The 26511-nt window shown below is 39.9% G+C and carries 17 protein-coding genes; 15 read left to right on the forward strand and 2 right to left on the reverse strand.

Features of this window, described 5'->3' with window-relative positions; all coding sequences use genetic code 11:
• The first annotated feature begins 15 nt into the window (after positions 1 to 15).
• The 10 genes from VNN39_RS05055 to VNN39_RS05100 all read left to right on the forward strand — a co-directional run bounded on the left by VNN39_RS05055 (position 16) and on the right by VNN39_RS05100 (position 19302).
• The gene (locus VNN39_RS05055) at positions 16 to 6951 is read left to right on the forward strand and encodes an LPXTG cell wall anchor domain-containing protein (RefSeq protein ID WP_339006933.1); all 6936 of its coding nucleotides are present in this window, start codon (positions 16 to 18) and stop codon (positions 6949 to 6951) included.
• Positions 6952 to 7142: 191 nt separating this feature from the next.
• On the forward strand, positions 7143 to 8090 hold the full coding sequence (hemH, locus tag VNN39_RS05060; protein ID WP_338996862.1) for a ferrochelatase: 948 nt from the start codon (positions 7143 to 7145) through the stop codon (positions 8088 to 8090).
• 362 nt (positions 8091 to 8452) lie between these two features.
• Positions 8453 to 10393 (forward strand): threonine--tRNA ligase, encoded by a 1941-nt coding sequence (gene thrS, locus VNN39_RS05065; protein WP_339006935.1) that lies wholly within the window; start codon positions 8453 to 8455, stop codon positions 10391 to 10393.
• A 155-nt stretch (positions 10394 to 10548) separates the two neighbouring features.
• Positions 10549 to 11445, forward strand: a complete 897-nt coding sequence (locus tag VNN39_RS05070; RefSeq protein WP_017370538.1) for a class II fructose-bisphosphate aldolase — start codon at positions 10549 to 10551, stop codon at positions 11443 to 11445.
• A 141-nt stretch (positions 11446 to 11586) separates the two neighbouring features.
• On the forward strand, positions 11587 to 12852 hold the full coding sequence (locus tag VNN39_RS05075) for a GTPase (RefSeq protein ID WP_213432707.1): 1266 nt from the start codon (positions 11587 to 11589) through the stop codon (positions 12850 to 12852).
• Complete coding sequence (locus tag VNN39_RS05080) at positions 12837 to 13367, forward strand: YcjF family protein (RefSeq protein ID WP_213432706.1); 531 nt, start codon at positions 12837 to 12839, stop codon at positions 13365 to 13367. Before VNN39_RS05075 ends, VNN39_RS05080 begins: the two co-directional genes overlap by 16 nt.
• A gap of 193 nt (positions 13368 to 13560) precedes the next feature.
• Positions 13561 to 14406, forward strand: coding sequence for a BglG family transcription antiterminator LicT (gene licT, locus VNN39_RS05085; protein ID WP_213496843.1), 846 nt, complete (start codon positions 13561 to 13563; stop codon positions 14404 to 14406).
• A gap of 72 nt (positions 14407 to 14478) precedes the next feature.
• The gene (locus tag VNN39_RS05090) at positions 14479 to 16404 is read left to right on the forward strand and encodes a beta-glucoside-specific PTS transporter subunit IIABC (protein ID WP_338996871.1); all 1926 of its coding nucleotides are present in this window, start codon (positions 14479 to 14481) and stop codon (positions 16402 to 16404) included.
• A gap of 14 nt (positions 16405 to 16418) precedes the next feature.
• Positions 16419 to 17864 carry a glycoside hydrolase family 1 protein gene (locus VNN39_RS05095; RefSeq protein WP_338996872.1) on the forward strand — a complete coding sequence of 482 codons (1446 nt, stop codon included), beginning with the start codon at positions 16419 to 16421 and terminating at the stop codon, positions 17862 to 17864.
• Between the two features lies 1 nt (position 17865).
• Positions 17866 to 19302 (forward strand): glycoside hydrolase family 1 protein, encoded by a 1437-nt coding sequence (locus VNN39_RS05100; protein WP_338996874.1) that lies wholly within the window; start codon positions 17866 to 17868, stop codon positions 19300 to 19302.
• A 59-nt stretch (positions 19303 to 19361) separates the two neighbouring features.
• Here the strand turns inward: VNN39_RS05100 and VNN39_RS05105 are convergent, their stop codons facing one another.
• Complete coding sequence (locus VNN39_RS05105; RefSeq protein ID WP_213496851.1) at positions 19362 to 20051, reverse strand: alpha/beta fold hydrolase; 690 nt, start codon at positions 20049 to 20051, stop codon at positions 19362 to 19364.
• 196 nt (positions 20052 to 20247) lie between these two features.
• Here VNN39_RS05105 and VNN39_RS05110 point away from each other — a divergent pair, with 196 nt between their 5' ends.
• From VNN39_RS05110 to VNN39_RS05130, 5 genes are all read left to right on the forward strand, one after another.
• The gene (locus tag VNN39_RS05110; RefSeq protein ID WP_308003670.1) at positions 20248 to 21840 is read left to right on the forward strand and encodes a glucosaminidase domain-containing protein; all 1593 of its coding nucleotides are present in this window, start codon (positions 20248 to 20250) and stop codon (positions 21838 to 21840) included.
• A gap of 338 nt (positions 21841 to 22178) precedes the next feature.
• Positions 22179 to 23633: a ribosomal protection-like ABC-F family protein gene (abc-f, locus tag VNN39_RS05115; RefSeq protein WP_213496855.1), complete on the forward strand. Its 1455-nt coding sequence runs from the start codon at positions 22179 to 22181 to the stop codon at positions 23631 to 23633.
• A gap of 332 nt (positions 23634 to 23965) precedes the next feature.
• The gene (locus VNN39_RS05120) at positions 23966 to 25054 is read left to right on the forward strand and encodes a DUF4097 domain-containing protein (protein ID WP_338996877.1); all 1089 of its coding nucleotides are present in this window, start codon (positions 23966 to 23968) and stop codon (positions 25052 to 25054) included.
• Positions 25055 to 25091: 37 nt separating this feature from the next.
• Positions 25092 to 25292: a PspC domain-containing protein gene (locus VNN39_RS05125; protein WP_017369124.1), complete on the forward strand. Its 201-nt coding sequence runs from the start codon at positions 25092 to 25094 to the stop codon at positions 25290 to 25292.
• A 34-nt stretch (positions 25293 to 25326) separates the two neighbouring features.
• Positions 25327 to 25686 carry a PspC domain-containing protein gene (locus tag VNN39_RS05130; RefSeq protein ID WP_017369123.1) on the forward strand — a complete coding sequence of 120 codons (360 nt, stop codon included), beginning with the start codon at positions 25327 to 25329 and terminating at the stop codon, positions 25684 to 25686.
• A gap of 67 nt (positions 25687 to 25753) precedes the next feature.
• On the opposite strand, the gene VNN39_RS05135 is transcribed toward VNN39_RS05130, so the two are convergent.
• On the reverse strand, positions 25754 to 26503 hold the full coding sequence (locus VNN39_RS05135) for a biotin--[acetyl-CoA-carboxylase] ligase (protein ID WP_339006937.1): 750 nt from the start codon (positions 26501 to 26503) through the stop codon (positions 25754 to 25756).
• Positions 26504 to 26511: the final 8 nt, after the last annotated feature.

Raw genomic sequence — 26511 nt, forward strand, 5'->3', positions numbered from 1 at the left:
TCAGGAGAAGAATATATGACAGAAAGAAAAGTAATCAAAGTGAAGAAGCAGGCCATACGCCGTGCACGACTCAAAAAAGTAGGAACTGTCGCTGCGATGTTGCCGCTGGTCATGTCGAAAGGCGCACCTGTAGCCACACTTATCCGTGGACGCCATGGCGAGGAGACAACAGGCATCGAACAAGTTGTCGAGTTTTCTGAACAAGAAATCGCAGATGTTCTCTTACCCGATGAAGTCGTTGAGGAAGTGATACAGGAAGAGCAGGAGGAGTATGAAATACAGGAAACAAGGGAAGAGATAACATCAGAACCTCTCCCTGCTTTTGAAGCGCCCCAAAGCTTTGTAGCTCCTTCTTTTTCAGAGGGCGGACTAACAACTTTTGAAGCAGAGCAAGCCTCTATTGGTATTGCACCTTTGCAGGTAGGAAACTGGGACGGTCGTGACCGTTGGCCTTCAGGGAGAATTTATAGTGTCCAATGGTTAACGGAAGACACTGTTCGGATTGAGTTCTCCACTCGTTTTCCTGATCCTGTAGGGAACTTAGGAACTAGTCACATTGAGGAAAGAGCAGAGTTTAAAGTTGAGTTAGATGGCGTTCTTTCTGATATTATGCATATCGCAAATGTTAGAACAACGACGGGAGACCGTGTTTTTCTTGACCTCATAGGTATAGCGCCCGATGCATACGGTGAAGTAACCATCTATGGTCGTGATCTGCACCAAGGGGGGAGCGATTCGTCCTTCCGGCTTTTTGGTGGCGTTCTTCGTCCAAATCCTCATCGTCCTATTGTACTGAACGAACAGCATATCCATCGTGGAACAGTTACACATAAGTTTGTTGGCGATGATGTTGCTGTGGCGGATGCGGAAGTTATCGAGTGGCCGCACTTGGATATATCAGAACTGGGCTTTACTGGGGATGTTAACTTTACCAGTAAAATAGCAGATATTGTGTTTGCCAGTACAGCACAAGCAGGGTCCTCAGCAATATATTACGGGACAATTGACTGGTACAGGATTATCAGCGAAATTGAAGAAGCGCTCAATAGGCAAGATAATCTTCCAGCAGGTGTTTATTACACCGTCGAAATCCCCGACACATTACGCAATAACTTTGCAAACAGCAGCCTTTTCTATGATGCTCAAGTCCTTGAAAATATACCTGTAGCTATCGAAAATATTCATGTTAATCGGGGGATTGTCCCTGACCGTGCCTTTAATGCCAGTCGTGCAGTACAATCTATTGAGCGACACATCACACTTGATTTTGACATTCAGATGGCGCGTCCTACGGAGCGTCAGAATATCATGGAGCTAGAAGTCCGACTACCACTGGATATTCTCCTCCATGATCGTCCAGGCCTCTTTGCCTCTTTTGTCCATATCGAGGGACACAATCATTTCGACCGTGTTTTTGATGCTGTTGTCGAAGCTGTCGAAGAGCGTTCGCTAGAACTTGATGTGTCCTTATTACAGGAGCTCACACAGAGTATCTTAACACAGTCAGCCGTGCATGATGTCAACGGTAATGCCAACGGTCTCTATTCGGGACGGATGTTTATCGGCGATGCGGAGTTTGTCCCGACGATTATCGGCAATCGGCAGTCTGTGCCAGATAAAACTTTTGACAATACCGATGAAGTTGTAGAGGCTTTAGCACAATATACGATAGAGTTCGCGATCATGGGACATAATCCCGATGTCGAAGGGGGAATTTTACGTTATGCAACTGCAAGATTAACAGTAAGGGGGAGCGATCTCAAGTTTGCAAGCAGTCAAGCAGGGCGCCATCAAATATTGGTAGATGCTGATGCCTCTATAAGTATAGAGCTGATCAATGGAGCAGATGACGCCTTCACTGCAGACGGTTGGCCTCGTTTCTTAGAAGAATACGGCGCACGTGTCAAAGACAAAATAGGGGATTTAGCCAAGCAAGGCGGTCTCTTTGAGGACGCAAATATTGACCCTAAGCAAGTAACTTGGACACGAGGTCGTGTGGCGGATAAGGTATACGACGGCTCAACCCGTGTGTCGTCGGTCGTTGCTCCCGTCTTGGAAGGTTTTGTTCCTGGCGATAGCAACATCATCACTTTTGACTTTAACAGAGCATCGCAGAATGGAGATACGCTTGCACCTTTAGCAGAGCGTTTGCGCTTTGCGGACAGTCTGCCGGGGGAATGGGCGATTCATGGCCTTGACTTTCATGGCGGTATGCTTAACCGTCAAGACCAAGTATCAGGAAACATCTTTAACTATGAGATTGTTGGGGTACCTGAGTTTGATGATGCAACCATCAGTCAGTTGATACTGGATGTTGATGACCTCTCCCGTCTTGATTTTGAAGCAGGACGTGTCTCACGGCAATACAATGGCACGACTGTTTATGACTATAGTTCTTTATCACCTATCAATGTGACGATTGAAGGCGTCGAGAATAGTGAGAATATTTATCAGTTTACTTTCTATGATACCTTTGACACGCTGACTTTTGAGAGACGTCATGTAACGAACGGCTATGTACCTGTACGTGTAACGACAGCCTTTGGCCTCAAACATTTAGGGATACCACTTGTACCAGAGTTACAACCTATCCATCTTTTACCAGAACTTCAGGATGTTTTGCGAGATAAGCTTTACTTAGGAGAAATTACCCCGCGTCAAGTCTTCTGGGGCTTTGGAGAAGTTGCAGATAAAGACTATGATGGTGAAAATCATGCTGAGATTACCGAAAGGCCTCAACTCTTTGCACGTTATCCGACACGTACTGGTGACTTCGGTATTTATGAAGGCGATAAAGGTACAGGAGCAGATCGCGTCCAACTCGAGTATGGCACGGTACATTTCACGTCTGAAAATGTTGCTTTTAATGAAGATAACTTTGTCACCGCTCAGCCGGTCTTTGCACAGGGAGGCTGGACCATAGGCGGTGGATATTATAAGGATAACTATGAGCTGGTCGCACGCCCTGATCCATCAGGTATAGCCGGCTTTAGACCAGCAAATCTCTTCTCTGGACAGTCGGCCTTTGAGATGCCGAGTTTTGTGACTCTGGGTGGCGCTTTGACGCCTGGTTTTCTTGAAGCAACGATTCATCAACTAGAAGTCGAATTCGCAGGCGGTGCTTTAAATCAACCGAACAGAACCTATACAGGTATGCCGATAGAGCCCGAAATCGACGAATTTTCTTTGCCAACTTTAAGGGCGCGCGAGAGTGGGGCTCAAGTCGTATTGGACAGAGATTTGGCTAGTGGACGTGTTGAACCAGTTCCGGGCGGTTTTATTCATCGAAATAACCGTGAAGTAGGGCCAGCATTCAGTGATTTGGATATGGCTTGGAGGCTTGCAGGTACGCATCCATCCAACTATCGCTTATCGACTTCAGGGATAGAATGGTCTATCTCTGCGCAGCAGATTACTTCTTGGGAAAGCGACCAAGTCTCTGGTGCGCTGTCAGGACGTGCTGCCAAACGTTTTGATGATACGGATGACTTTTTAGATGAACATCTTCTGGATTTACCGCGCTTAGGAACAGTTGAAAATGCTGAGGGTGATTTGGTAGCCAATACATTGGATATCACCGACTGGGACTTGCTCTTTTACTTACCTGATGTGGGTGAAGGCAATAGTTTAACGATAGAAAACCCTAATGTGGTCCGTCAACAGCTTAATGACTTGATCGGACCGAACCAAGTCTTGCATGATGACTTTGACTTTAACAGTCTTTTTGAAGCACATATTACCCCACGTGTATTGACTTGGTCAAACGGTCAAGTTCTTTCAAGGGATTATGATGGAACGACTACGATTTCAGGAGAAGTGATTTTGCCAAGCCTGGTTGCATCAGAAGTTGGGCATGAGATTCTTAATAATCATGTAAGGAGAACCTTTACTCAAAGTCTGCTCGATGACCTCGCCTTTCCTAATGAGGCTCCTGGTACTCATACTTTTGATTGGAGAGTGCTTGTCGAATTAGACGTTGAATTTTCAGAAAGTCGTCACGCACAGAACTATGTGGTACGAGAAGCCGCACCGACCTTTGCGACTATTTTCCCGGCAGACTTTAACAAGTCAGAAGCAAAGATTAACTTTAGTGTTGATGATCGGGAGTACGACGGTCTTTCTTATATTGCTGAAAATTCCTTTATTGCTGAGATTGTGCTTAATGATGATTTGAGTATCGTTCTGCCTTATCATGTGGAAGGCTTACGCTTTGTCGATGTGAATGCAGGCACAGACGCGCTTGCCTTTGAAAAAATTATTTTTGATGAAAAATATACTTTCTTTGATCAAGCGGATATCGAGGAACTTCAAGATCGTATCGCTCAGGAGGTTACAAGCTTTAGAGATGCCCAAATTACCCCACGGCGTATTGCTTGGTCTCTGGGAGAAGTTGCGCATAAGGAATGGGATGATACTTATGCTGTACATGATATTATTACTCCTCCTGAATTAATACGTCCGACAAATATCGGAAATACAAGGACAGTTGGAGAAGTACCAGAGCTGATGTTTGTGCCTGAACGAGCTATAGTTGATCGTGATTTGGAAAAGGTAACCGTAAGTAAGGGCTGGGCCCAGTTTATCCGTAAAGAAGTTGAGAATGATGTTCCGGTAAACTCAGATGGAGAATGGTACTTAAGGACAACGGATACCGTTGAGCATCCGCTAGTAAACTACACTTTTGTAGATGGTGATCAGCCCGGCTTTGCACCAGCCAATATCAAGAATGTTTCCGTTACGGATGTCCAACCGATGCCGGAGAATCACGAAGATATGGAGGCTAATGTCCTCTATATTCAATCAGGTTATGTTGAGCGCCAATATAACGGGCGCACTCAAGTTGTTTTATGGGATGAGCAAGCTGTCGCGCAAGACATGAAGACAGTACCTGTCTTTGCACTACGCAATCTACAAGAACAAGTCATTTCCTTATCTTTAGACAACTTGGAAGAACTCGACGTCCACTTCATAGATGAACACGTTGCCTATGATAATGGCGACATCACGAATAAAGAGCTTATCACACGTATCCAAGGCTTTACACATGAGAGTATCCTGCTTTCGGCACCACAGATAGACAAGATTAAAGCTTTGCTCTTCACAGGTCGTATCACACCTTGGGAGCTTCAGGAAAGTGATATCACTGATGCAGTCATTGCGCTTAATGAAAATCGTACGATTCAGCAGGTGTATAATGGTGGGGCGAGTTATATCGTTCCAGAAGAGCCAGATTTAGACAACCCTGGAGAAGTGATCAAGCGTTTTCCAGAGCTTTATATTAAGATTGTGGAAACAGGTGAGATTATCCATATCCGCTTTGAAGACGACTATACGATTACTTTTGGTGATCGTCATGCAGCTACAGAAAAGCCAGTGACGATAAGTGGTTTCTATTTGGATTCACGTAATGTGGTACTGTCGGAAGCTTTCCACACTTGGATGAAGACCAACTTACTGACAGGTACAATCATTCCTAAACCAATCTCTTGGACACGTGGACAGGTCGCGCGACGCCATTATGATGGAACTGACAATGCAAGTATTGTTGCTGCACATACACCGTCCTTGGACATTTTACCTATAGATGATGTTACTGTTCTACGAGGCGGCGTACGCTTTGATGAGATGAATGTGCGTTTTGATGCTGAGGGGAATGTGATTGCCATGCCTGTTCATGCAACAGGAGAGTGGGGGATTTCTGGAGCAGACGCACAGAACTACCAGTTGATGCAGCCGAGAACTTTACGTGACTCTATCGTGCCGACAAGTCAAGCTATGGTCCAGCCTTTCCGTATTGACCGTGTACAGTGGATGCTTCCACTCTTTGATGATCAGATTATTGACCCTGTACGTATCAGTTTTAACGGTCGTAAAATCGCTGAGCGCGTGTTCAATTATGAAAACCACTTCATGCCAGAGGACAAGTATTATGAGTACGGTCAGGAACATGGCTTTGCTGTATCTGAAAAATGGACCAATGCTGATACAGGACAGGTCATGGATACGATTGGAGATTATTACCTTACGATGGTCCCTGTCGAACAGCGCTCACGTTTGGCGAACAATCAACCGCACGTTGCTGAGGATGAGCTGGTCTTTATTGATGAACTAGGCAACGAGATAAGTCGAGAAGATGTTGTTATCGAGTTGCGTGATGAGCAAGGCAACCTCAACCGTAACTATACCTATGTTTTTCATCCAGATACGGAAGTGATCGGTCGTATCACTAAAGCCCAAGGTTTCCCTGTGACTCAGCCACAAGCAGCGCGTGTGGAAGAGACAGAGATAGAACTCTTCCAGTCGCAACTCATGCCGCATCAATTTATCATGGAAGGGCAAGTTTTTCTCTTTGAACCATTTGCCTTTAGGGAAATAGAGATTGAAACGATGGAAGCAGAAAAAACTTTTGCTCCACTTAACGCTTTTGATCCAGGCCCCTACTTGATTGAGTATGCTGTTTCAACTTCAGAAAATCCTGAGCGTTTGATGGAAGATGATTGGCAAAAAGAACTCCTCTTCACTGGTTTAGTACCTGGGACAGACTATTTCCTCTTTGCGCGACAAGCGGATCATCATAACCGCTATGCAGGAGAAATTATCTCTGGTGCTACGGTCTTGACTTTAGGCGAAGCGCCAAAAATACCTGATAATGGTCAAGAAAAACCAACTGATCCAGAAAATGGTGGCAATCAAGGGGAACACCCAGAAGGTCCCCATCAACCTAGCCAGCCGCCTCTCGATGATGGGTCAGCTGATGGGGAATATCGACCATTAGATGATGAGGAAGGACGAACAGTTGAAGAAGAAATAGTGGCTATAAAAGAGATTTCTCAAGAAAACAGAAGCCTTCTGCCAACTACAGGAGACAGGCTTGCAGCTACTCTTGGTATAGCGGGATTAATCGCCCTAGCAAGTGCAGTAATCTTACGAAAAAAGAATAAAGAAGAATAGTTTTATTCTTGGAGAGAACTTAAAAAAACGATAAAATTTACGAATTTTTTCGTTTTTTTATTGCCATTTTTGCTCTATTTAATTAGATATTCCATAATATTAATGAATAACTTATGAAATTTAGGTAAAATAGAAAGCAGGATAATTGGATTGTCCGTTGAATTTTAGAAAATACAGGAGACATATATCGTATGAAAAAAAGAGGCATCCTCTTAGTTAATCTTGGTACACCCGAGAATACATCGCCCCAAGCACTAAGAAAATACCTAAAGAAATTTTTGTCTGATCGGCGCGTGATTAAGACACATCCCTTACTCTGGCAACTGCTTCTCAACGGAGTTATTCTTAATACTCGTCCGAAAAAATCAGCTAAGCTTTACGAAAAGATTGTCAAAGATGGCGAGTTTCCACTACTTACCTACACAGCAGCTCAGGAAAAAAATCTGCAGGAAATCTGTCCTGACGTTGAGGTAGCTATGGGGATGTCCTACAGCGAACCGAGTATTGAGAGTAGTCTGGAAAGTCTCTTGAGCAAAGGGGTGGAGGAGTTAACGGTTCTTCCTATGTATCCCCAATATTCAGGGACAACAGTAGGTTCAGTCTTTGACAGTGTGATGAACTTCTTTTTGAAAAAAGATCATATTGTGGATTTAAAGTTTATACGCTCCTTTTATAAAGAACCTCTCTATATCAAATATTTTGCTGATAAGATAAAAGAAACCCTTGCAAATGAAGAGGACATTGAAGCTGTAGTCTTTTCTTATCATGGTATTCCACTTTCTTACGTGACGGATGGCGACACTTATCCAGAAGAATGCACGGAAACGACACGTTTAATTATGGAAGAGCTTGGTGATTTTCCGCATTATCAAACTTATCAGTCAAAATTTGGTCCTGCTGAATGGTTAACCCCCGCAACCGATGATACTTTGAAGAAACTTCCTGGACAAGGCATCAAAAAAATTCTTATCGTTGCGCCTGGCTTCGTGGTAGATTGTTTAGAAACGATTGAAGAGCTTGAAGAAGAAAATAAAGAATACTTCCTTGAAAATGGTGGCGAAAAGTATGTCTATGTCTCGCCTTTCAATGAAGACATGGCTTTTGCTGAGCTTGTCAAAGAGATTGCAGAGAAAAAATAAATATTATTTTCTAAAAAATCAAAAAACTTACTCAAAAGGGCTTGACAAAAGATAAAGAAAATCCTAAAATGGTCATTAGAGACAAGTCTTTAACCAATTCTTTAAAAGAGAGCGAGTGTGTGGTGCGAACTCGTATTGTGATTGCTAAAGATACCACTCTGATAATTCTTTCTGAGAACAGAAAGCGTGGCTGACACGTTACGTCAAAGATGAGATATTTTTGAGGCTTTTTGTGCCGAAAAAATTAAAAAGGTGGTAACACGCAGATCGCGTCCTTTAGAGGGAATTGATCTGCGTTTTTTTATTTCCTCAGTGCTCATCCCCAAAACTAAAATATGTTAACAAAAAAATTGGAGGCTTATATGATTAAAATCACTTTCCCAGATGGTGCTGTCAAAGAATTTGAGGCAGGCATCTCAACACTTGAAATTGCAAAATCAATCTCACCTGGTTTGGCTAAAAAAGCCTTGGCTGGTAAAGTCAACGGCAAACTTATTGACGTGACCCGTCCAATCAAAGAAGATGCAACTTTTGAAATTGTAACACCTGACCATGAAGATGCTTTTGGTTTACTTCGTCACTCTGCAGCTCACTTATTTGCTCAAGCAGCACGTCGTCATTTTCCAAATATTTACCTTGGTGTAGGTCCAGCGATTGAAAATGGTTTCTACTATGATACTGATAATGAAGAAGGACAAATTTCAAACGACGATTTGGAAAAAATTGAAGCAGAAATGCGTCGTATCTCCAAAGAAAATTTCCCTTCAATTCGTAAAGAAGTAACAAAAGAAGAAGCAAAAGAAATCTTTGCTGGCGATCCTTATAAGCTTGAGCTTATCGAAGAACACAATGAAGATGAAGGCGGTTTGACAATCTATAGCCAAGGCGAATACACTGACCTTTGCCGTGGCCCACACGTACCATCAACTGGCTTTATTAAATTCTTTAAATTGCTTAACGTGGCAGGTGCTTACTGGCGTGGAAATAGTGATAACGCGATGATGCAACGTGTTTACGGTACAGCGTGGTTCAATAAAGAAGATCTAGAAGAAAACTTGAGAATGCGTGAAGAAGCGAAAGAACGTGATCATCGTAAACTCGGTCGTGAGTTAGATCTTTTCTTTAATGAAGCTTCTTTGGGGGCCGGTACAGCTTACTGGTTGCCAGATGGTGCAACTATTCGTCGTACAATCCAACGTTTCGTAGAAGACCGTGAAATTGCTGCAGGCTACTTGCACGTTAACACACCAAACTTGATGAACTTGGATATTTATAAACAATCAGGTCACTGGCAACATTATCACGAAGACATGTTCCCACCAATGGATATGGGTGATGGCGAACAAATGGAGCTTCGACCAATGAACTGCCCATCACACATTGCTATCTATAAACACCATGTACACAGCTACCGTGAATTGCCTATCCGTATCGCTGAGTTCGGTACAATGCACCGTTATGAAAAATCAGGTGCACTCTCAGGTCTTCAACGTGTACGTGTGATGCAACTGAATGATGGTCACACATTTGTGACACCTGATCAAATCCAAGAAGAATTTGGTAAAATTCTTGAATTGATTATGGAAATGTACCGTGATTTTGGTATCGACGATTACAGCTTCCGTCTGTCATATCGTGACCCAGAAGACACAGAAAAATATTTCCCAGACGATGCAATGTGGGAAAAATCACAACGTATGCTTAAAGCAACAATGGATGATATGAATCTTGACTACGTTGAAGCTGAAGGCGAAGCAGCCTTCTACGGACCAAAACTGGACATCCAAGTTAAGACAGCCTTAGGTAATGAAGAAACACTTTCAACTATCCAACTGGACTTCCTTAACCCTGAAAACTTTGACATCACATATGTTGGTGCAGATGGTGAGAAACACCGTCCAGTCATGATTTACCGTGGTGTAATTTCAACTCTGGAACGCTTTACAGCTTACTTGATCGAACTTTATAAAGGTGCGTTCCCAACTTGGTTGGCACCTACTCAAGCGATCATCATCCCTGTAAACAATGAAATTCATGCCGATTACGCATGGGAAATCAAAAAACGCCTCCAAGAAAAAGGATTGCGTGTCGTTGTTGATGAATCGAATGAAAAAATGGGTTATAAAATCCGTCAAGCACAAACACGTAAAGTTCCTTATCAAATCGTTGTAGGTGACCAAGAAATGGCAGATGGTACTGTAAACATTCGTCGTTATGGTTCAACAGATACTGAAGTTATTAGCTTGGATCAATTTATCGAAAATATTCAAGAAGACGTAGCAAACTACAGTCGTACTAAATAATAAGAAGAGAGGCAACTCTCTTTTTATTATCATTAGAGCTGGTCTGACTTTCTAAAAAATCCAGAATACAAGCGCATTCACGACTTATAACTAGAAAAATAGTTCACAAAATGCTATACTAAGACAGTAATAGAAAATATTCGGAGGAATTTGAAATGGCAATCGTTTCAGCAGAAAAATTCGTACAAGCCGCTCGTGACAATGGTTACGCTATCGGTGGTTTCAACACAAACAACCTTGAATGGACTCAAGCTATCTTGCGCGCAGCAGAAGCTAAAAAGACTCCAGTACTTATCCAAACTTCAATGGGTGCTGCTAAATACATGGGTGGTTACAAAATGTGTAAACTCCTCATTGAAACTCTTGTAGAATCAATGGGAATCACTGTACCAGTAGCTATTCACCTTGACCACGGTCACTTTGATGATGCTTTGGAATGTATCGAAGTTGGTTACTCTTCATTGATGTTTGACGGTTCACACCTTCCAATCGAAGAAAACCTTAAACTTGCTGAAGAAGTTATCACAAAAGCTCACGCTAAAGGTATCTCAGTTGAGTGTGAAGTTGGTTCTATCGGTGGTGAAGAAGACGGTATCGTCGGTGAAGGCGAACTTGCTCCTATCGAAGATGCAGTAGCAATGGCTAAACTTGGTGTTGACTTCCTTGCGGCTGGTATCGGTAACATCCACGGTCCTTACCCAGAAAACTGGAAAGGTCTCCACATCGATCACTTGACTAAATTGAACGAAGCACTCGTTGAAGCTATGGGCAAAAATGTTCCTATCGTATTGCACGGTGGTTCAGGTATCCCTGACGATCAAATCCGCGAAGCAATCGCTAACGGTGTAGCTAAAATCAACGTAAACACAGAATGCCAACTTGCATTTGCAAAAGCAACTCGTGAATTCGTCGTTGAATTTAACGCTAACGAAGCTGAATACATGAAGAAAAAACTCTTCGACCCACGTAAATTCTTGAAACCTGGTTTCGACGCAATCACTGCATCAGTTGAAGAACGTATCGACGTTTTCGGTTCAGCAAACAAAGCTTAATCAGCTTTTTAAACTATGAATAAAAGAATGCTTGTCACTTGTGGCAGGCGTTTTTTTATGTGTTGATATAAATTTTATGAACCTAAGTATGCTATAATTTAATCAATGATATGAAGTCAATGGAATCTAAGGAGCTTTGAAATGATTGAGGTTAGTGATATATTAAAACAGCGAATAATTGAAAGAGACGAAACAGAAACTCTTGTGGAAAAGCTCAATTGTATTGTGGTTGGTAAAACAGGAGTTGGAAAATCAACATTAATTAACGCTCTGCTTGGAGAAGAGAAAAGTACGATAGGGCAAGGTAGTCGAGGTACGCAAGACCTGTCAATGCTATTGTCTACAGCTTTGCCTTATACAAGTGAGGATTCTATATTTGCTCTTTATGATACTCTTGGATTAGAATTGGAAAATCAGAAGTTAGGCGTACATTCTGTTTTAAATAAAAGTTCTATTGATAAAATTGCTACTGCAATCGAAAAGAAAATCGAATATCATCAAAAAACACGAAATAGCAACGAATATATTCACTGTATTTTTTATTGTATTAATGCAATGGGAGATAGAATTGAAGATGTTGAGATTGATTTCATGAAGCGTATTGCTAAAACTGGAGTACAAGTATTTCCCATATTGACCAAAGTTCAGGATGAACATTCTATTTATAATTTAAGACAAAAATTTCAAAAGCAAACAGGTTTTGAGCCGATCTTGATAAGAGCAATTGACATAATTTTAGAGGGGGAAGCTATAGATAATCCTTTCTCAATTCAATATATGATTGATTTTATGGAAGAAAACATGGCAGGAATAGTTTATAATGTAAATAAAAATATGCGTTTGAAAAATTGGAAGGAAGATAAAAAACAAGCCCTCAAATACTTTTCAGCTGAAACGAAAAATATAGATACGATGAGTTTCTTTTCAGCTTTGAAGAAGGCTAACAAATATTTAGGACTTCAAAATGATTCAGAAGAGCTTGCTCTTCTCGAAGAAAAATTTTATAGTCCTCAAACATTTGAATCTAATAATATAGATGAACATCATGCTGAAGTAAACCAGTTAAAGTCAAGCGTTAAGAAAGGTCTTTCAGGTACAATAGGAGACATTAATTTTGGCAATGTTAAAAAAGGATTGAAGAAAATTACAAAAAAATCATCCAGCACAAATAAAGTACCTAAAGGAAGCGTCAAATTCAATAAAGCCTTAACAGCGCCTTTTATTGATGCTGGGGTAGCTATAGGAGTTGATATTGTAAGTAATGTGGCAAGTGATGTTAAAGATAAAATACTTGAAACCAAGCATATCAGAGATGAGTTTAAGAATTCAGGTTTAAATTACCTTAACCAAATTGAACGTATACAGAAAGAAATTGATGAAGAGGACGAGAGATGGCAAGAGAATTAAAAGGTTCAGCAAGAGAAAAAGCTTTGAAGTTGGGGAAAAAATGGAAGAGCGGGGAGCTTTCAAATGAGGTAAACGGACCAATACCTCAACCTGTGAAAAAAACCATAAGCAGTGATAAAGCTTCTAAGGTTCACAGAACGATTCATGGAGCCTCGATTACTGCTGCAGGCGTAGGCGCTCTACCGATACCTATTGCTGATGCTTTAATTTTAGTACCGATTCAGTTAAAAATGCTGAAAAATATTTATAAAATTTATGACGTGAAGTTTAGTGATAAATTTGTCGTAAACTTTATAAGGGTGACATTGATTCCGTACATCGGAAGATCATTGGCTACTTTGATTCCAGGTGTAGGTAGCGTGGTTAATGCTTCAATCGCTGCAGCAATCACTGAAGCGATTGGCTGGAGTGCAGCTGCTTCATTAGAAAAAGGAATTGATATTACAAAAGACACTGAAAAGTTTGAAGGGATTTTGACAGATACGCTGAAAACTTTGATTCAACAAAAAAAATAAAAAAACTGCCATTTCTGGCAGTTTTTTTATAGAACATAATTTTTCCTTGACAAGAATTCATTAATGCAGTATACTTGTATAAAAGCGGTTTCATAAAAACGGATAGTGATTATTAAGTTAAGCTAGACCTTATCGTACTCTATTTTTGTCATAGGGGCGATAGGGTCTATTTTTGTGAAATAAGGGGTGAATTGTGGAAATCAGAAAAATCCTAAATAATAATGTGGTCATAGCAATCAATAGCAGAAATGAAGAAATTATCCTTATGGGTCTTGGTATTGGTTTCAAGAAAAAAATAGGTCAAGCAGTTGAGGTTGATAAAATTGAAAAAATTTTTGGTCTAAAAGCTAGCTCAGATATACAAAGTTTTTCAGAGATTTTAAACGAAATTCCGAGTACTATCATTGAGCTTTCGATGGTGACTTTATCCGAGGTCAAAGTTAAATTTGATAAGGAAGTTTCAGATACGACGCTTGTTGCTTTTGCAGACCATCTTCATGCAGCGCTTCTGCGGACTGAAGAAAACATCTCGGTGAAGAATTTCCTGCTCTGGGATATTAAACGTTTCTTTCCAGAAGAGTTCAAAATCTGTCTGAAAGCATTGGGAAAGGTCAAAGAACAATTTGGTGTAGAGCTGCCAGAAGATGAAGCAGGTTTCCTGACCATGCATATTGTCAATGGAACACTTGGTGCTGGACATGAGTATGCGATGCAGCTGACCAAACTTATGGAAGAGATTTTAACCACGCTAAAGTACACTTTGAAAATAACCTTTGATGAGCAAGATATTTACTTCCAACGCTTCGTAACACATTTAAAATTTTTTACGGAGCGAATCTTATCTGGCAGTGCTAGAGTGGAAGAAACAGATAAAGAACTGTTTGCTCTTATTATGCGCAAGTATCCCGTAGCTTATCTTGGCACACGTAAAGTGAGCGAGTTTTTAAAGCAAACAAGGGATTATGAAGTCTCTGAAAGCGAACAGATTTATATGACCGTGCATTTGGCACGTATCTTGGAGAAAATCCAGGAAAACTAAACTTTGGTAACAAATGGATCGTGACATTAAGTTGGCGAGACCTCTAAAAAATATATTATTTGGAGGTTTGTGATGGGCAAATATGAAGCTCTTGCAAAAGACATTGTAGCAAATGTGGGAGGGAAAGAAAATATCCTCTCATTGACAAATTGTATTACGCGTCTACGTTTTAAGTTAAAAGACGAAAGTCTCGCGAATACAGAAGTACTGAAGAAGATGAATGGTGTTGTCACTGTCATGCAAGCTGGTGGACAGTATCAAGTCGTCATTGGGAACCATGTTCCTGATGTCCGCGCTGATGTGGATAGTGTTATCGGCAAGCTAGAGAGTGATTCTTCTCAGACGAAAGCCAAAGGAAATATTTTCGATAAGTTTGTCGAAATGATTTCGGGAATTTTCCAGCCTATTTTAGCTCCCTTAGCGGCAGCAGGTATGATTAAAGGGTTGAACGCGATTTTATCCTTTGCACTAGGTGCAAGCTTCCAAGCTTCTTCAACCTATGCCGTGCTTAACTCGATGGGCGATGGTCTATTCTTGTTTTTACCTATCTTTATCGGCTATACAGCGATGAAAAAATTTAACGGCTCGCCCTTTGTCGGGATGATGATTGCCGCAGCCTTGGTTTATCCTGGATTTGTGGATGGTTCAGTCACAAAAACATTCGCTGAGAGTGGGGGACTGGACTTCTTTGGAATTCCGTTTTCCGTTCCGGCTGCAGGTTACGGTTCATCAGTTATGCCGATTATCGCTATCACAGCTTTTGCGGCTTTTCTTGAACAACAGCTCAAGAAAATTATCCCTGATGTGGTGAAACTTTTCTTAGCGCCATTCTTTACTGCTTTGATTGCAATTCCTTTAGGTTTCCTCATTATTGGACCAGTCATGAACATTGCTTCTGATGCTTTAGGGAAAGGACTTCTCGCCTTACAAGGTTTCAGTCCAATTATCTTTGGACTTGTATTAGGCTTTACGTGGCAAATTTTGGTTATGTTTGGCTTGCATTGGGCGATTGTGCCTTTTGCCATCATTTCTTTAGCACAAGGTGAACCAACTGCATTACTTATAGCAGCATCAGGTGCTTCATTTGCTCAGACTGGTGCAGTGGGAGCAGTAATGTTGAAAACAAAAGATAAACGATTACGTGAGTTAGCAATCCCTGCTTTCATTTCAGGATGGTTTGGCGTAACAGAGCCAGCAATCTACGGTATAACACTTCCAAAGAAACGTCCTTTCTGGGCTTCATGTGTGGTAAGTGGGATTATTGGTGCCTTTGCTATGGGAATGGGCATTAAAGGATACACAATGGGCGGCTTAGGTGTCTTTAGTTTCACAACAAATATCAGTTTAGATGGTGATATTTCGGGAGCAGTTAAGATGATTATTTTAGCAATCATTGCTGTAATCGCAGGCTTTGTCTTGACTTGGATTCTTGGCTTTGAAGATGAAAACTCAGAGGAAGAACAACCAAAAGAAGCAACAAATAATCTAACTCGTGTATCACAAGCAGTAGGTGAAGAACATATTACGACTCCTTTAGAAGGTAAAGTCCTTGCCTTATCTGAAGCCAATGATGCAGCTTTTGCTGCTGGTGTGATGGGCAAAGGAGCAGTAATTGAACCAACAATTGGTGAAGTCTATGCCCCATTTGATGGACAAGTGATGACTGTTTTCCCTACAAAACACGCTATTGGTTTAATTTCAGAGCAAGGAACAGAACTCCTTATCCATGTCGGGATTGATACTGTGCAGCTGGAAGGGAAATATTTTGAATCCTTTGTTTCACAGGGACAAAAAATTCAAAAAGGCGAATTATTATTGAAGTTTGATATGGAAGCTATTGAAGCTGCAGGTTTCAGTACGCAAGTACCGATTATTGTAACCAATAGCAGTGATTTTGCGGATATTATGGTAACTGACAAGACAGCTATTCATAAAGCAGAAGAGTTATTAACAGGTCTTGTAAAAACAGCTGATGATTTGGTCGTTCAGCCGGTATAAAAAAGGAGAAATAGATGAGCTTTAAAAACGACTTTTTATGGGGTGGAGCTATCGCAGCCAACCAAGCAGAAGGTGCTTATAATGTTGGCGGCAAAGGACTTTCTGTGGCTGATATGAAAACAGTAGGTGGAAAAAACAAGGAACGTTATTTTACACCAGTGCTTGACGAGGAAACCTATTACCCTTCACATCGCGCGATTGATTTCTATCATAATTACAAAGAAGATATTGCTCTATTTGCGGAAATGGGATTTAAAACATTTAGATTGAGTATTAACTGGTCACGAATTTTTCCTCAGGGGGATGAAACTCAACCTAATGAAGAGGGACTACTCTTTTATGATCGTGTGTTTGATGAATGTTTGAAATATGGCATTGAACCATTGGTTACACTCAGCCATTTTGAAATTCCACTGGGCTTGATGGAAAAATATGACGGCTTTTTAAGCCGGAAAACCATTGATTTCTATGTGAATTATGCCAAAGTATGTTTTGAACGCTACAAAGATAAAGTCAGATACTGGATCACTTTTAACGAACTTAATTTTGGTACAATGCCACACGGTGAGCTTACGGTTTTAGGCCTTCATCCACATGGTGATTTTGCGCTCAATGCGATTCCAGAAGATGAGCATAAAAGATTTCAAGCTTTACACCATACTTTTATTGCCAGTGCAAAGGCGGTCATTGAGGGCCATAAGATTAATCCAGAGTTTAAGATTGGCTGTATGATTGCTCATTTGACTATGTACCCTCTTACACCAAACCCAGAAGATATCTTGCAAACCAAAGAATACGATCTGCTTGTGAATAAGTTTGTCGGTGATGTCCAAGTTAAAGGGAAATATCCAGCGCTTATCGAAAAATACTTTCAAAATAAAAAAATTGAAATCCAAAAAGAAGAAGGTGATGATGCGCTGCTCCAAGAAGGAAGAGTTGATATGTACACTTTCAGTTACTATATGACACTTTGCGTAACGACTCAAGAAGGGGCAGAGCCTTCGATGGGAAACTTGATGGGAGGTGCAGCAAATCCTTACTTGGAAGCCAGTGAATATGGCTGGCAGATTGATGCGACAGGGTTAGAATATACCTTAATGGATTTGTATGACCGCTATGAAGTCCCGCTCTTTGTTGTGGAAAATGGTTTAGGTATGGAAGATAAAGTCGAAGCAGATGGTACAATCAATGATGATTATCGTATCGATTATTTCCAAAAACATATCAAGGCGATGAGCCGTGCAATTGATAAAGGTGTGGATCTCCTGGGTTATACACCTTGGGGCTGTATTGATTTGGTTTCAGCAGGAACTGGGGAAATGCGGAAACGTTATGGTTTTATCTATGTAGATATGGACAATGACGGTAAAGGAACATTAAAACGTTCAAAGAAAAAATCCTTTGACTGGTACAAAGAAGTAATTGCCTCAAATGGTGAAACGATTTTAGGAGAAAAATAAAATGACATTTAAAAAAGACTTTTTATGGGGCGGTGCCACAGCTGCTAATCAATTGGAAGGTGCCTTTGATGTGGATGGAAAAGGACTTTCGGTCGCAGATGCGATGCCAGGTGGAAAAGAACGCTTAGGAATTCTCAATTCACCAGACTTTGACTGGACCATTGATGAAGACAAATATGTTTATCCTAACCACAAAGGGATTGATCATTACCATCATTTTAAAGAAGATATCGCCTTGTTCGCCGAGATGGGTTTTAAAGCTTATCGCTTTTCTGTAGCTTGGTCCCGCATCTTTCCGAAGGGAAACGAAAGTGAGCCAAATGAAGCAGGTTTAAACTTTTACGACCAATTGATTGATGAATGCTTGAAATACGGTATCGAACCTGTAGTCACAATCTCTCACTATGAAATGCCTCTAAACCTTGCCAAAGAATATGGCGGATGGAAAAATCGTGAATTGATTGATTTTTATGTCCGTTATGCAAAAGTTTTATTGGAACGTTATCAAGACAAAGTGAAATACTGGATGACTTTCAATGAAATTAACTCGGCAACTTTCTTTGCGGCTCTGGGTCAAGGTTTAGTACCTTCAAACGGAGGTAATGATAAAAAGAATGTTTTCCAAGCTTGGCATAATCAATTTGTTGCAAGTGCATTAACTGTAGAATTCGGACATGGCTTGAACAAAAATTTGCAGATTGGATGTATGAGTATTTATTCGACAACTTATGCTTTTGATGCTAATCCTGTGAATCAGATAGCTGCTCAACAAAGTATTCAAGAATTCAATTACTTCTGTAATGATGTCCAAGTACGTGGGGAGTATCCTGTCTTTACACACCGACTTCATAAGAAATATGGAATCAAAGAAGAAGACCTCAAGATAACGAAAGAAGATTTGGAAGCCCTGAAAAGAGGAACAGTCGATTACATCGGTTTTAGCTATTATATGTCAACTGTAGAATCTAAGACCCAAGAAGGGGTTGAAGCAAGTGGAAATATGGTACTTGGAGGTGTAAAAAATCCGTTTCTTAAAGAAAGTGAATGGGGCTGGGCCGTTGATCCTGATGGTTTACGCTATGCCTTAAATGATCTTTACGGACGTTATCAGGTCCCCCTCTTTATAGTAGAAAATGGCTTAGGCGCTATTGATAAAGTCGCAGCTGATGGCAGTATTCAAGATGATTATCGCATTGACTATTTGCGTAGACACATTATTGCTATGGAAGAAGCTGTCAATGATGGTGTTGATGTAATGGGCTATACACCTTGGGGATGTATTGACCTTGTCTCTGCCTCAACTGGGGAAATGAGTAAACGTTATGGCTTCATTTATGTGGATTTGGATGATAAAATCCAAGGTACAGGTCAACGTATAAAGAAAAAATCATTTGACTGGTATAAAGAAGTTATTGCCTCTAATGGTCAAAGACTTTAAAATAAAAAACCACCTCAAGTGGTGGTTTTTTTATTTAGAGACTTATTAACGGGAGATTTCTAGGTATCCTCTAGAAAATGACGGACGATACGGCTAAAATTTGTGGGACGAAAATAGAAACTCAGATGACTCCCCCAAGGAATGATAAAAAACTGGCTATTAGGAATGTGCCTTGCAATATCATGCGCATGAGAAGTTTTAACTACGTCAAATTGACCATTTATGACAAGTGTGGGCGCAGTAATTTTTTCTAATTCGTTCATACTTTGGAGTGAATCTTCTAAAAGAAGTTGCAAAGCAGGTGAAGGTCTGCGCAGCATATGTGCACAGATATTGAGAAATTTTACTGTAAAGCGTACCAAAGCATAAAGTCCCGCATAGGTAGAATTCCCAGCGTTGAGGATTAAACGATTTATGCGTGTGGGGTACTTACTGGCTAGGAGCATTGCAATATTTGCACCATCGCTGAACCCGAGTAGATTGATGGACTTCAACTCTTCGGCTTGTACCACTTCAAGTACATCTTGCATTAAGCGATTAAAACTAAGCTTTTTTCCGTAAAAAAGACTTTTTCCATGCCCACGTGTGTCAATTGAAATGCAAGTGTAATATCCTTTTAGCCTTTTAATAAGTCGCTTAAAGATATTACTATTTTGTGAGTTACCGTGGAGGAGTAAAAGTGCAGGTCCCTCACCCTCAATTTTATAGTAAATTTTTACGTTATCACTTGTAATAATATATTTTTCCATGATCTTGTCCTTGATGCTAGTATAGCAGATTAGCCTTGAAAAGTGGCAGATGTAAATTAAATGAAATAATTGTAAAAAAATCGCTCATATTGGTTGAGCTAAATAATAATTTTTGTTAGAATAAAGTGACAATCGATTTATTAAAAAAAGATTATAAAAAAAATTTTTTAATTGACTTGAGGAGATAAAATTAACAATGGCTGAAAAAAAGTATAAACATATGAAGGTAAAGGAGCGCAAAGCTCTACCAAAAGTTACTCTAAGTGCAGCGGCAGTGTTGGGCGTCGCTGCTTTTGGTGCCAATGTTCATGCCGATAGTATAAAAACTGCTTCATCAGATATAAAATCGGTGGTAAACTTGGATAGCCTAACTCAGAACTCAGAGGAAAACAAGACTGAAACTGGAGATAATGGGCAGTTGGGTAGTAGTAACTCAGAAAACTCAACAAATCCAACGGACCCCACAGACCCCACAGATCCAACGGATCCAGTAGATCCGACAGACCCGGTTGACCCAACGGATCCAGTAGATCCGACAGACCCGGTTGACCCAACGAACCCAGTAGATCCGACAGACCCAGTTGACCCAACGGATCCAGTAGATCCGACAGACCCAGTTGACCCAACAGATCCTGGAAAACCTGTGAACCCCTCTAAACCAAAACCCGATAAGCCAAAGCCTTCTAAACCAAAGCCATCAACGCCCAAACCTAGCACGCCGGCACCTACTCCAGCTCCGTCTGCGCCTAACTATAATTATGTGGCACCCGTCTATTCTGGATCAAATTATACAGCACAGGATGCAGTAACGACTTATAAACAGGCAAGTACAGATGGCGACTTGAAATTTAATAAAACAAATATTGCAGTACCACCATTGACGAAAATTAACAACACAACTGTTGAAGATTTTATCAAGAGTATTGCACCCCGAATTTCACAGCTTGCGGGGCAAAATAATCTCTATGCTTCTTTAATTATTGCCCAAGCTATTCTAGAGTCAGGCTACGGACACAGTAATGTCGCAGCTATCTACCATAATTTGTTTAACATTATTGGTGCCTTTAATGGACAGTCTGTAACGATTTCGTCTGGAACTTATCGTGCCTATAGCTCCTACGATCAATCGCTTGTGGATTATATTAATTTAATGCTACATGGGACAACTTGGAACAGTAAGATTTATGCTGGAAGTTGGAAAGTAAACAGTGATAATGTTGAAGATGCAGCCCGTTCATTACAAGGAATTTTTGCTACAGATCCTGAATATGCAGCGAAGCTCATCCAAATTATTCAAGAATACAACTTAACACAGTATGATGACATTGAAAACTTGTCTGAAGAAGACAGAAACCTAGATGCACCTGCGAGTCCACTACTTGAAGCAATGCCATCTGATTTGAAATTCCCAGAATATGATGGAAAACAATATCCGGGAGCATCAAGCTATGCTTGGGGAAATTGTACACAGTATGTGTATAACCGTATCTTCCAATTGGGCGGAAAAATTGGCCAATTCATGGGTAATGGTGGCGATTGGGGAACAAGTGCTGTAGCTCAAGGTTACTTTACGACAACTATTCCACAAGTGGGCTATGCGGTAAGTTTCCCACCAGGTGTAGCTGGAGCTTCTGCTGAGTACGGTCACGTTGCTTTTGTGGAAAAAGTAAATAAAGATGGTTCAATCCTTGTTTCCGAAATGAATGTTAAAGGCCTCAATGTTGTGGATTATCGTACGATATCAGCAAGTGATGCAAGTTTATCCACATATATTCAACCTCAAAAATAGGAAAGCTGGTTCGGAAGAGCCAGTTTTGATTTAGTCTTTAGTCTGACTTTGGAAATTATCAAGAAATGGGCAAAGGAGACATATTAAAACCTTTTGGCTTTATTTAATTTTATGTTAAAATAAATTTATAGAAAGTGGGAAAGGAGTGCAATAAATGACAGCATCGATGAAACTCTGGAATAAACTCTAAAATTGTATATTTTTAGGGTCTGTAATCAGGATTTCAAGGGTGGAGTTTGCACTTTTTTAGAAAGCATTGAAAAGCGGGCAGCCGCTTTTTTATGTCTAAAAATATAAGAAATATTTACAGACCTCCAGGACAGATTTGGAGGAAAATTATGGATTTATCGCTAGAACTAAAAAAGGTTTATTTGAGTTTCAAAGATCAAGAAATCTTAAATATTGAGCATTTGTCGGTTTATGATGGAGAAAAAATAGGTATTATAGGTGCTAATGGTCAAGGGAAATCCACTTTACTTGATCTTATCTCTGGTCAGTTAAAGGCTGATGCTGGGACGATTGAGCAGTATATTGAATTTAAATACCTTAAACAAATTGGAGAGGAAACTGTGGATGAACTTGACTACGAATGGTTATCAAGGATGCAGGTACCTATGCAGGACTATGATGACTTGTCTGGTGGGCAGCAGCGTAAATTTATGCTCAGTCAGGTTTTCTCACAGTATCCACAAGGAATGCTGCTAGACGAGCCTACAACACATCTGGATCAAGAGAGCATTGATGAATTAATTAGAGAAATCCAATATTACCACGGGACAATGCTCATTGTGTCTCATAACCGCTATTTCCTTAATGCCACAGTACAGAAAATATGGGAAATTACAGAGGGAAAGGTGGTCATATATAACGGAAACTACGATGACTATGAATATGAAAAAGAAAAAGCAGCTTTAGAGATTGCACGCTATAATGAAAAATTAGTAAAAGAAAAGAAACTCTTAGAGCGTGCCATCGCTAATAAAGAAGCTAAAATATCTAAGCAGGCAGACAATGTCGCGAAAAATTTAAAACGATCGATAAAACCAGACCGGTATTCGGCGACAAAATCTAAAGATAGTGTACAGAAAGCAGCATATCGGCAAGTAAAGGCGATGAATACAAGGTTAAGTAAGCTGGGTGATTTTGAAAAGATAGAAGAAGAACGCGAACTCAACTTTCCCTTGCCGCAGAGTTTAATCTTGTATAACAAATTCCCTATTATGGCAGATGGCTTGACAATTAAAGGAGGAGAAAAAATCCTACTAGACAGAATTAATTTTCAGTTTCCTTTAGGGAAAGTAATTGCTCTTTCAGGCCCAAATGGTTCAGGAAAATCTAGTCTTTTACGAAGAATTATAGAGGGAGATAAACATTTGATTTTATCTCCAAAACTCAAAATAGTAAGTTATGGTCAACGGGATTATGAGCTTCAATCAGAATTGCCTTTATTGCAATATTTAACAAAGCAAAGTGATTATGATACAGGCTTAATACGTAGCCTCTTAGCACAACTGGGCTTTAATCATAGCCAAATGAGAACATCTGTTAATAAATTATCTGGTGGTCAAGCTACAAAGGTCGTTCTGGCGGAAACTTTTATTCAACCCTCAAATCTTTTAATTTTAGACGAACCGACGAATTTTATTGATTTAGGAACAATAAAAGCTTTAGAAAGATTTATCAAAGCTTATCAAGGAACAATAATTTTGACTTCACATGACAGAGAATTTGTCGAAAAAGTGGCAGATGTTAAATATGAGATTTCGGAAGGTAAGCTGTACCAAGTGAATTGAGCAGTCGAAAAGTTATTGTTTCTTTGAGGCAGAGGATGAATCCAAAGATATCATTTACTGGTAAAATGAATCGTCAAGATTTTCAGCTTAGTTTTCATTATTTATACAAGATATATTGTTAAGTAATGGAAGAAAGCGAGGAATTATGAAGTAACAAAAACTTCTCTCGCCATAAGTTTGGGCACAATTATACACATGTGAGAAATTTTGCCCTTTCTAAAAAAAGTTAAAGAAAAAAATCAGTCCAAAGACTGAGATTATCCACAATAAAGTATGGGATAATTTAAGTATAGAGATTGACATATCTCAGTTCTATAACAGGAGGAACAAAAATGAATAAAAAAGATAGAATTATGGACTTGATGCGTCGGGGGATTATCACTGAAGACGAAGCATTAGAGTTGCTTGACAAATCAAATCCTATGGCTGAAGAAGGTCAAAGCGAAAATAAAGAAAAATTTAACTACACAGATACAGAAGGATTTGTTAACCATGATGTTGACTTTATGGACTCTTTCAAAGGAATCATGGATCAAATCGTTTCAAAAGGAAAAGTAGTCTTCAAAGATGCTTCGAAAGCAATTGATGATAATATCGACTTCTCTAAAGGTTTTCCAAAAGTAAAATCGACAGTAAAAACTGTGGAAAAAGATATCGAAGGAGATTTTCATTCCGTTAATTTAGATATTAAAGCAGGAAAAATTTCCGTTTACCCAGGTGACAATGCTCATGTAAAAGCTGAATACAGAATTTACGGTGCAGTGGACCAAGAAAAAATCGATGAATATCTAGCTGAAAAAACAAAACTCGAAGTTAATGATGGTGTTTTAGAAATTACAACATCTGATAGCTTACGTACAGCTGTGAATCTGGAACTTTACTTACCTGAAAAAGTGTATGAAACTTTTGATTTTAAGTTTGCACATGGGGATATTAAAGTTGAAAAAGTAGCAGTGGATAACTTAGAAATCGATCAAGTCAATGGAGAAGTTGAACTTCTGGAAACAACCAATAAAGACATTAACGTAACTATTAAAAATGGAGAAATTAAAGTTTTAGATGGTTCAACAAATGTTTTAAATCTAAACTCAGTCAATGGTAATATCCGAGTTACCTCAGCTTTTGAAGACGGTAATGTCAACTTGGTTAATGGAAATATTCTCTTGACACAAAACCAAGACACACCAAGAAAATTAATGGTAAAGAACGTCAATGGTGATGTGAAACTCTCAGTACCAGAATATCTTGGTCTCGTTGGACATGTGCGTACAGTCTTTGGTGGTTATAAAACACGCCTGAACTTGGATAATCCTTTTGAGGCAAGTCGTAATGGTGCGGCAGTCGTTCGTACTGGCCCAGATACTTTGACCTTTGAACTTGAAACAAAATCAGGTACAATTTGGCTTAAAGATATTGACTAAGCAAAAAACATTCCAAACTTTTTAGAAAGGAAAACATATGTCTAAAAGACAACTTACAAAATCATCAAGTAACCGTATGTTGACGGGGACCATAGCTGGCGTAGGCGAGTATTTTGGCTTAAGTCGTGATATAATTACACTAATGCGTATTTTGTATGTGTTCTTCGCTTTAGGAAGTTTTGGAACACTTGCACTTGTATATATCGTAGCGAGTTGGCTCATACCGAGCCCTCATTAATCATTCGAAGGACAGCTTCTAGAAAGGAAAGAAAATGTCTCAAAAACAATTAACCAAATCTCCAAACAATCGAATGTTGACGGGTACAATTGCAGGTATCTGTGAATACTTTGGTTGGAGCCCTGATATCATCACTTTTGTACGGATCTTGTATGTCCTCTTAGCTTTCGGAAGTTGGGGAAGCCTTATACCTGTATACTTCATCGCCAGCTGGATTATTCCAAGCGCTGGGGGTAATGCTGGGAGACAAAATTATCGCAGAACAAATGAAGAAAACTGGTCAAGCTATGCGGACCGTTGGCAAAGTAAATCTTCATCTCACTCATCTGGCCGTAAGATGAAAGAGGCTGAGCCAGTTGAAGATGAGAAAAAAGATGACTGGTCAGATTTTTAAAAAATAATAATTCCGAATTTCCTAAACTCCTAATAATATAAATGAAAAAAATAAAACTGGACGTCCATCACGTCCAGTTTTTTAGCGAGACTTCACCGCTTGAGAGAGTTTTTATCTGACCATCTTCAAGGTGAACAATGAGCTGACCAGAAGACGTTAAGTCTACTGCGGTACCTGTGTATAAGACTCTATTTTCCTCAAATTCCACTCTTTTACCGAGAATGAAGGAATGAGATTTATAAATTTCAAAGAAGTCTCCCTTAGAGAGACGATGAAATTCTGACCAGATTTTAGCAACAAGCTCAGAGCGTGTGATTGTAGGGATTTCTGTAAATAATGACCCGGCTTTCTGGACGATTGCTTCAGGAAATGTTGAAATATGAAAATTTATACCGATGCCTAAGGCAACCTGTAAACTCGTGTCAGGTTGGACTTGAGCTTCTGCGAGAATTCCGACGATTTTTTTATTATTAAGATAAATATCATTGACCCATTTAATATCTACTTTCTTTGCGGTCAGTGTTTCAATAGCTGAAACGACAGCTGCGGCGGCGAGAAGTGTGTAATTCGGCAGATTCTCTAATGATCCAGCAGGCTTTAAGAGGAGGGTCATATAGATACCTCCTTCAGGACTTGCATAGTATTCTCGTCCAAAACGGCCATAAATACCTGTTTGTTTTTCAGACATATATAAAGTATTGGCATAACCATCAGCTTTGGCATCTAATTGTGTTGAAATGGATTCCTGAAGGATTTTCACATCTTTTAACCATGGATTAGCATCTAAAATAATTTTTTTATCTAAAGGATTTTTCATTTAGGCAA

The organism is Lactococcus formosensis (assembly GCF_037892375.1).
GTDB lineage: Bacteria > Bacillota > Bacilli > Lactobacillales > Streptococcaceae > Lactococcus > Lactococcus formosensis.

Excerpts from the sequence above, each read along its gene's own strand:
- VNN39_RS05130 (WP_017369123.1), top strand. The coding sequence starts at position 25,327 with ATGTCTCAAAAACAATTAACCAAATCTCCAAACAATCGAATGTTGACG.
- hemH (WP_338996862.1), top strand. The coding sequence starts at position 7,143 with ATGAAAAAAAGAGGCATCCTCTTAGTTAATCTTGGTACACCCGAGAAT.
- VNN39_RS05090 (WP_338996871.1), top strand. The coding sequence starts at position 14,479 with ATGGGCAAATATGAAGCTCTTGCAAAAGACATTGTAGCAAATGTGGGA.
- VNN39_RS05055 (WP_339006933.1), top strand. The coding sequence starts at position 16 with ATGACAGAAAGAAAAGTAATCAAAGTGAAGAAGCAGGCCATACGCCGT.
- VNN39_RS05125 (WP_017369124.1), top strand. The coding sequence starts at position 25,092 with ATGTCTAAAAGACAACTTACAAAATCATCAAGTAACCGTATGTTGACG.
- VNN39_RS05110 (WP_308003670.1), top strand. The coding sequence starts at position 20,248 with ATGGCTGAAAAAAAGTATAAACATATGAAGGTAAAGGAGCGCAAAGCT.
- abc-f (WP_213496855.1), top strand. The coding sequence starts at position 22,179 with ATGGATTTATCGCTAGAACTAAAAAAGGTTTATTTGAGTTTCAAAGAT.
- VNN39_RS05075 (WP_213432707.1), top strand. The coding sequence starts at position 11,587 with ATGATTGAGGTTAGTGATATATTAAAACAGCGAATAATTGAAAGAGAC.
- VNN39_RS05105 (WP_213496851.1), bottom strand. The coding sequence starts at position 20,051 with ATGGAAAAATATATTATTACAAGTGATAACGTAAAAATTTACTATAAA.
- VNN39_RS05120 (WP_338996877.1), top strand. The coding sequence starts at position 23,966 with ATGAATAAAAAAGATAGAATTATGGACTTGATGCGTCGGGGGATTATC.
- VNN39_RS05080 (WP_213432706.1), top strand. The coding sequence starts at position 12,837 with ATGGCAAGAGAATTAAAAGGTTCAGCAAGAGAAAAAGCTTTGAAGTTG.
- thrS (WP_339006935.1), top strand. The coding sequence starts at position 8,453 with ATGATTAAAATCACTTTCCCAGATGGTGCTGTCAAAGAATTTGAGGCA.
- VNN39_RS05135 (WP_339006937.1), bottom strand. The coding sequence starts at position 26,503 with ATGAAAAATCCTTTAGATAAAAAAATTATTTTAGATGCTAATCCATGG.
- VNN39_RS05070 (WP_017370538.1), top strand. The coding sequence starts at position 10,549 with ATGGCAATCGTTTCAGCAGAAAAATTCGTACAAGCCGCTCGTGACAAT.
- VNN39_RS05095 (WP_338996872.1), top strand. The coding sequence starts at position 16,419 with ATGAGCTTTAAAAACGACTTTTTATGGGGTGGAGCTATCGCAGCCAAC.
- VNN39_RS05100 (WP_338996874.1), top strand. The coding sequence starts at position 17,866 with ATGACATTTAAAAAAGACTTTTTATGGGGCGGTGCCACAGCTGCTAAT.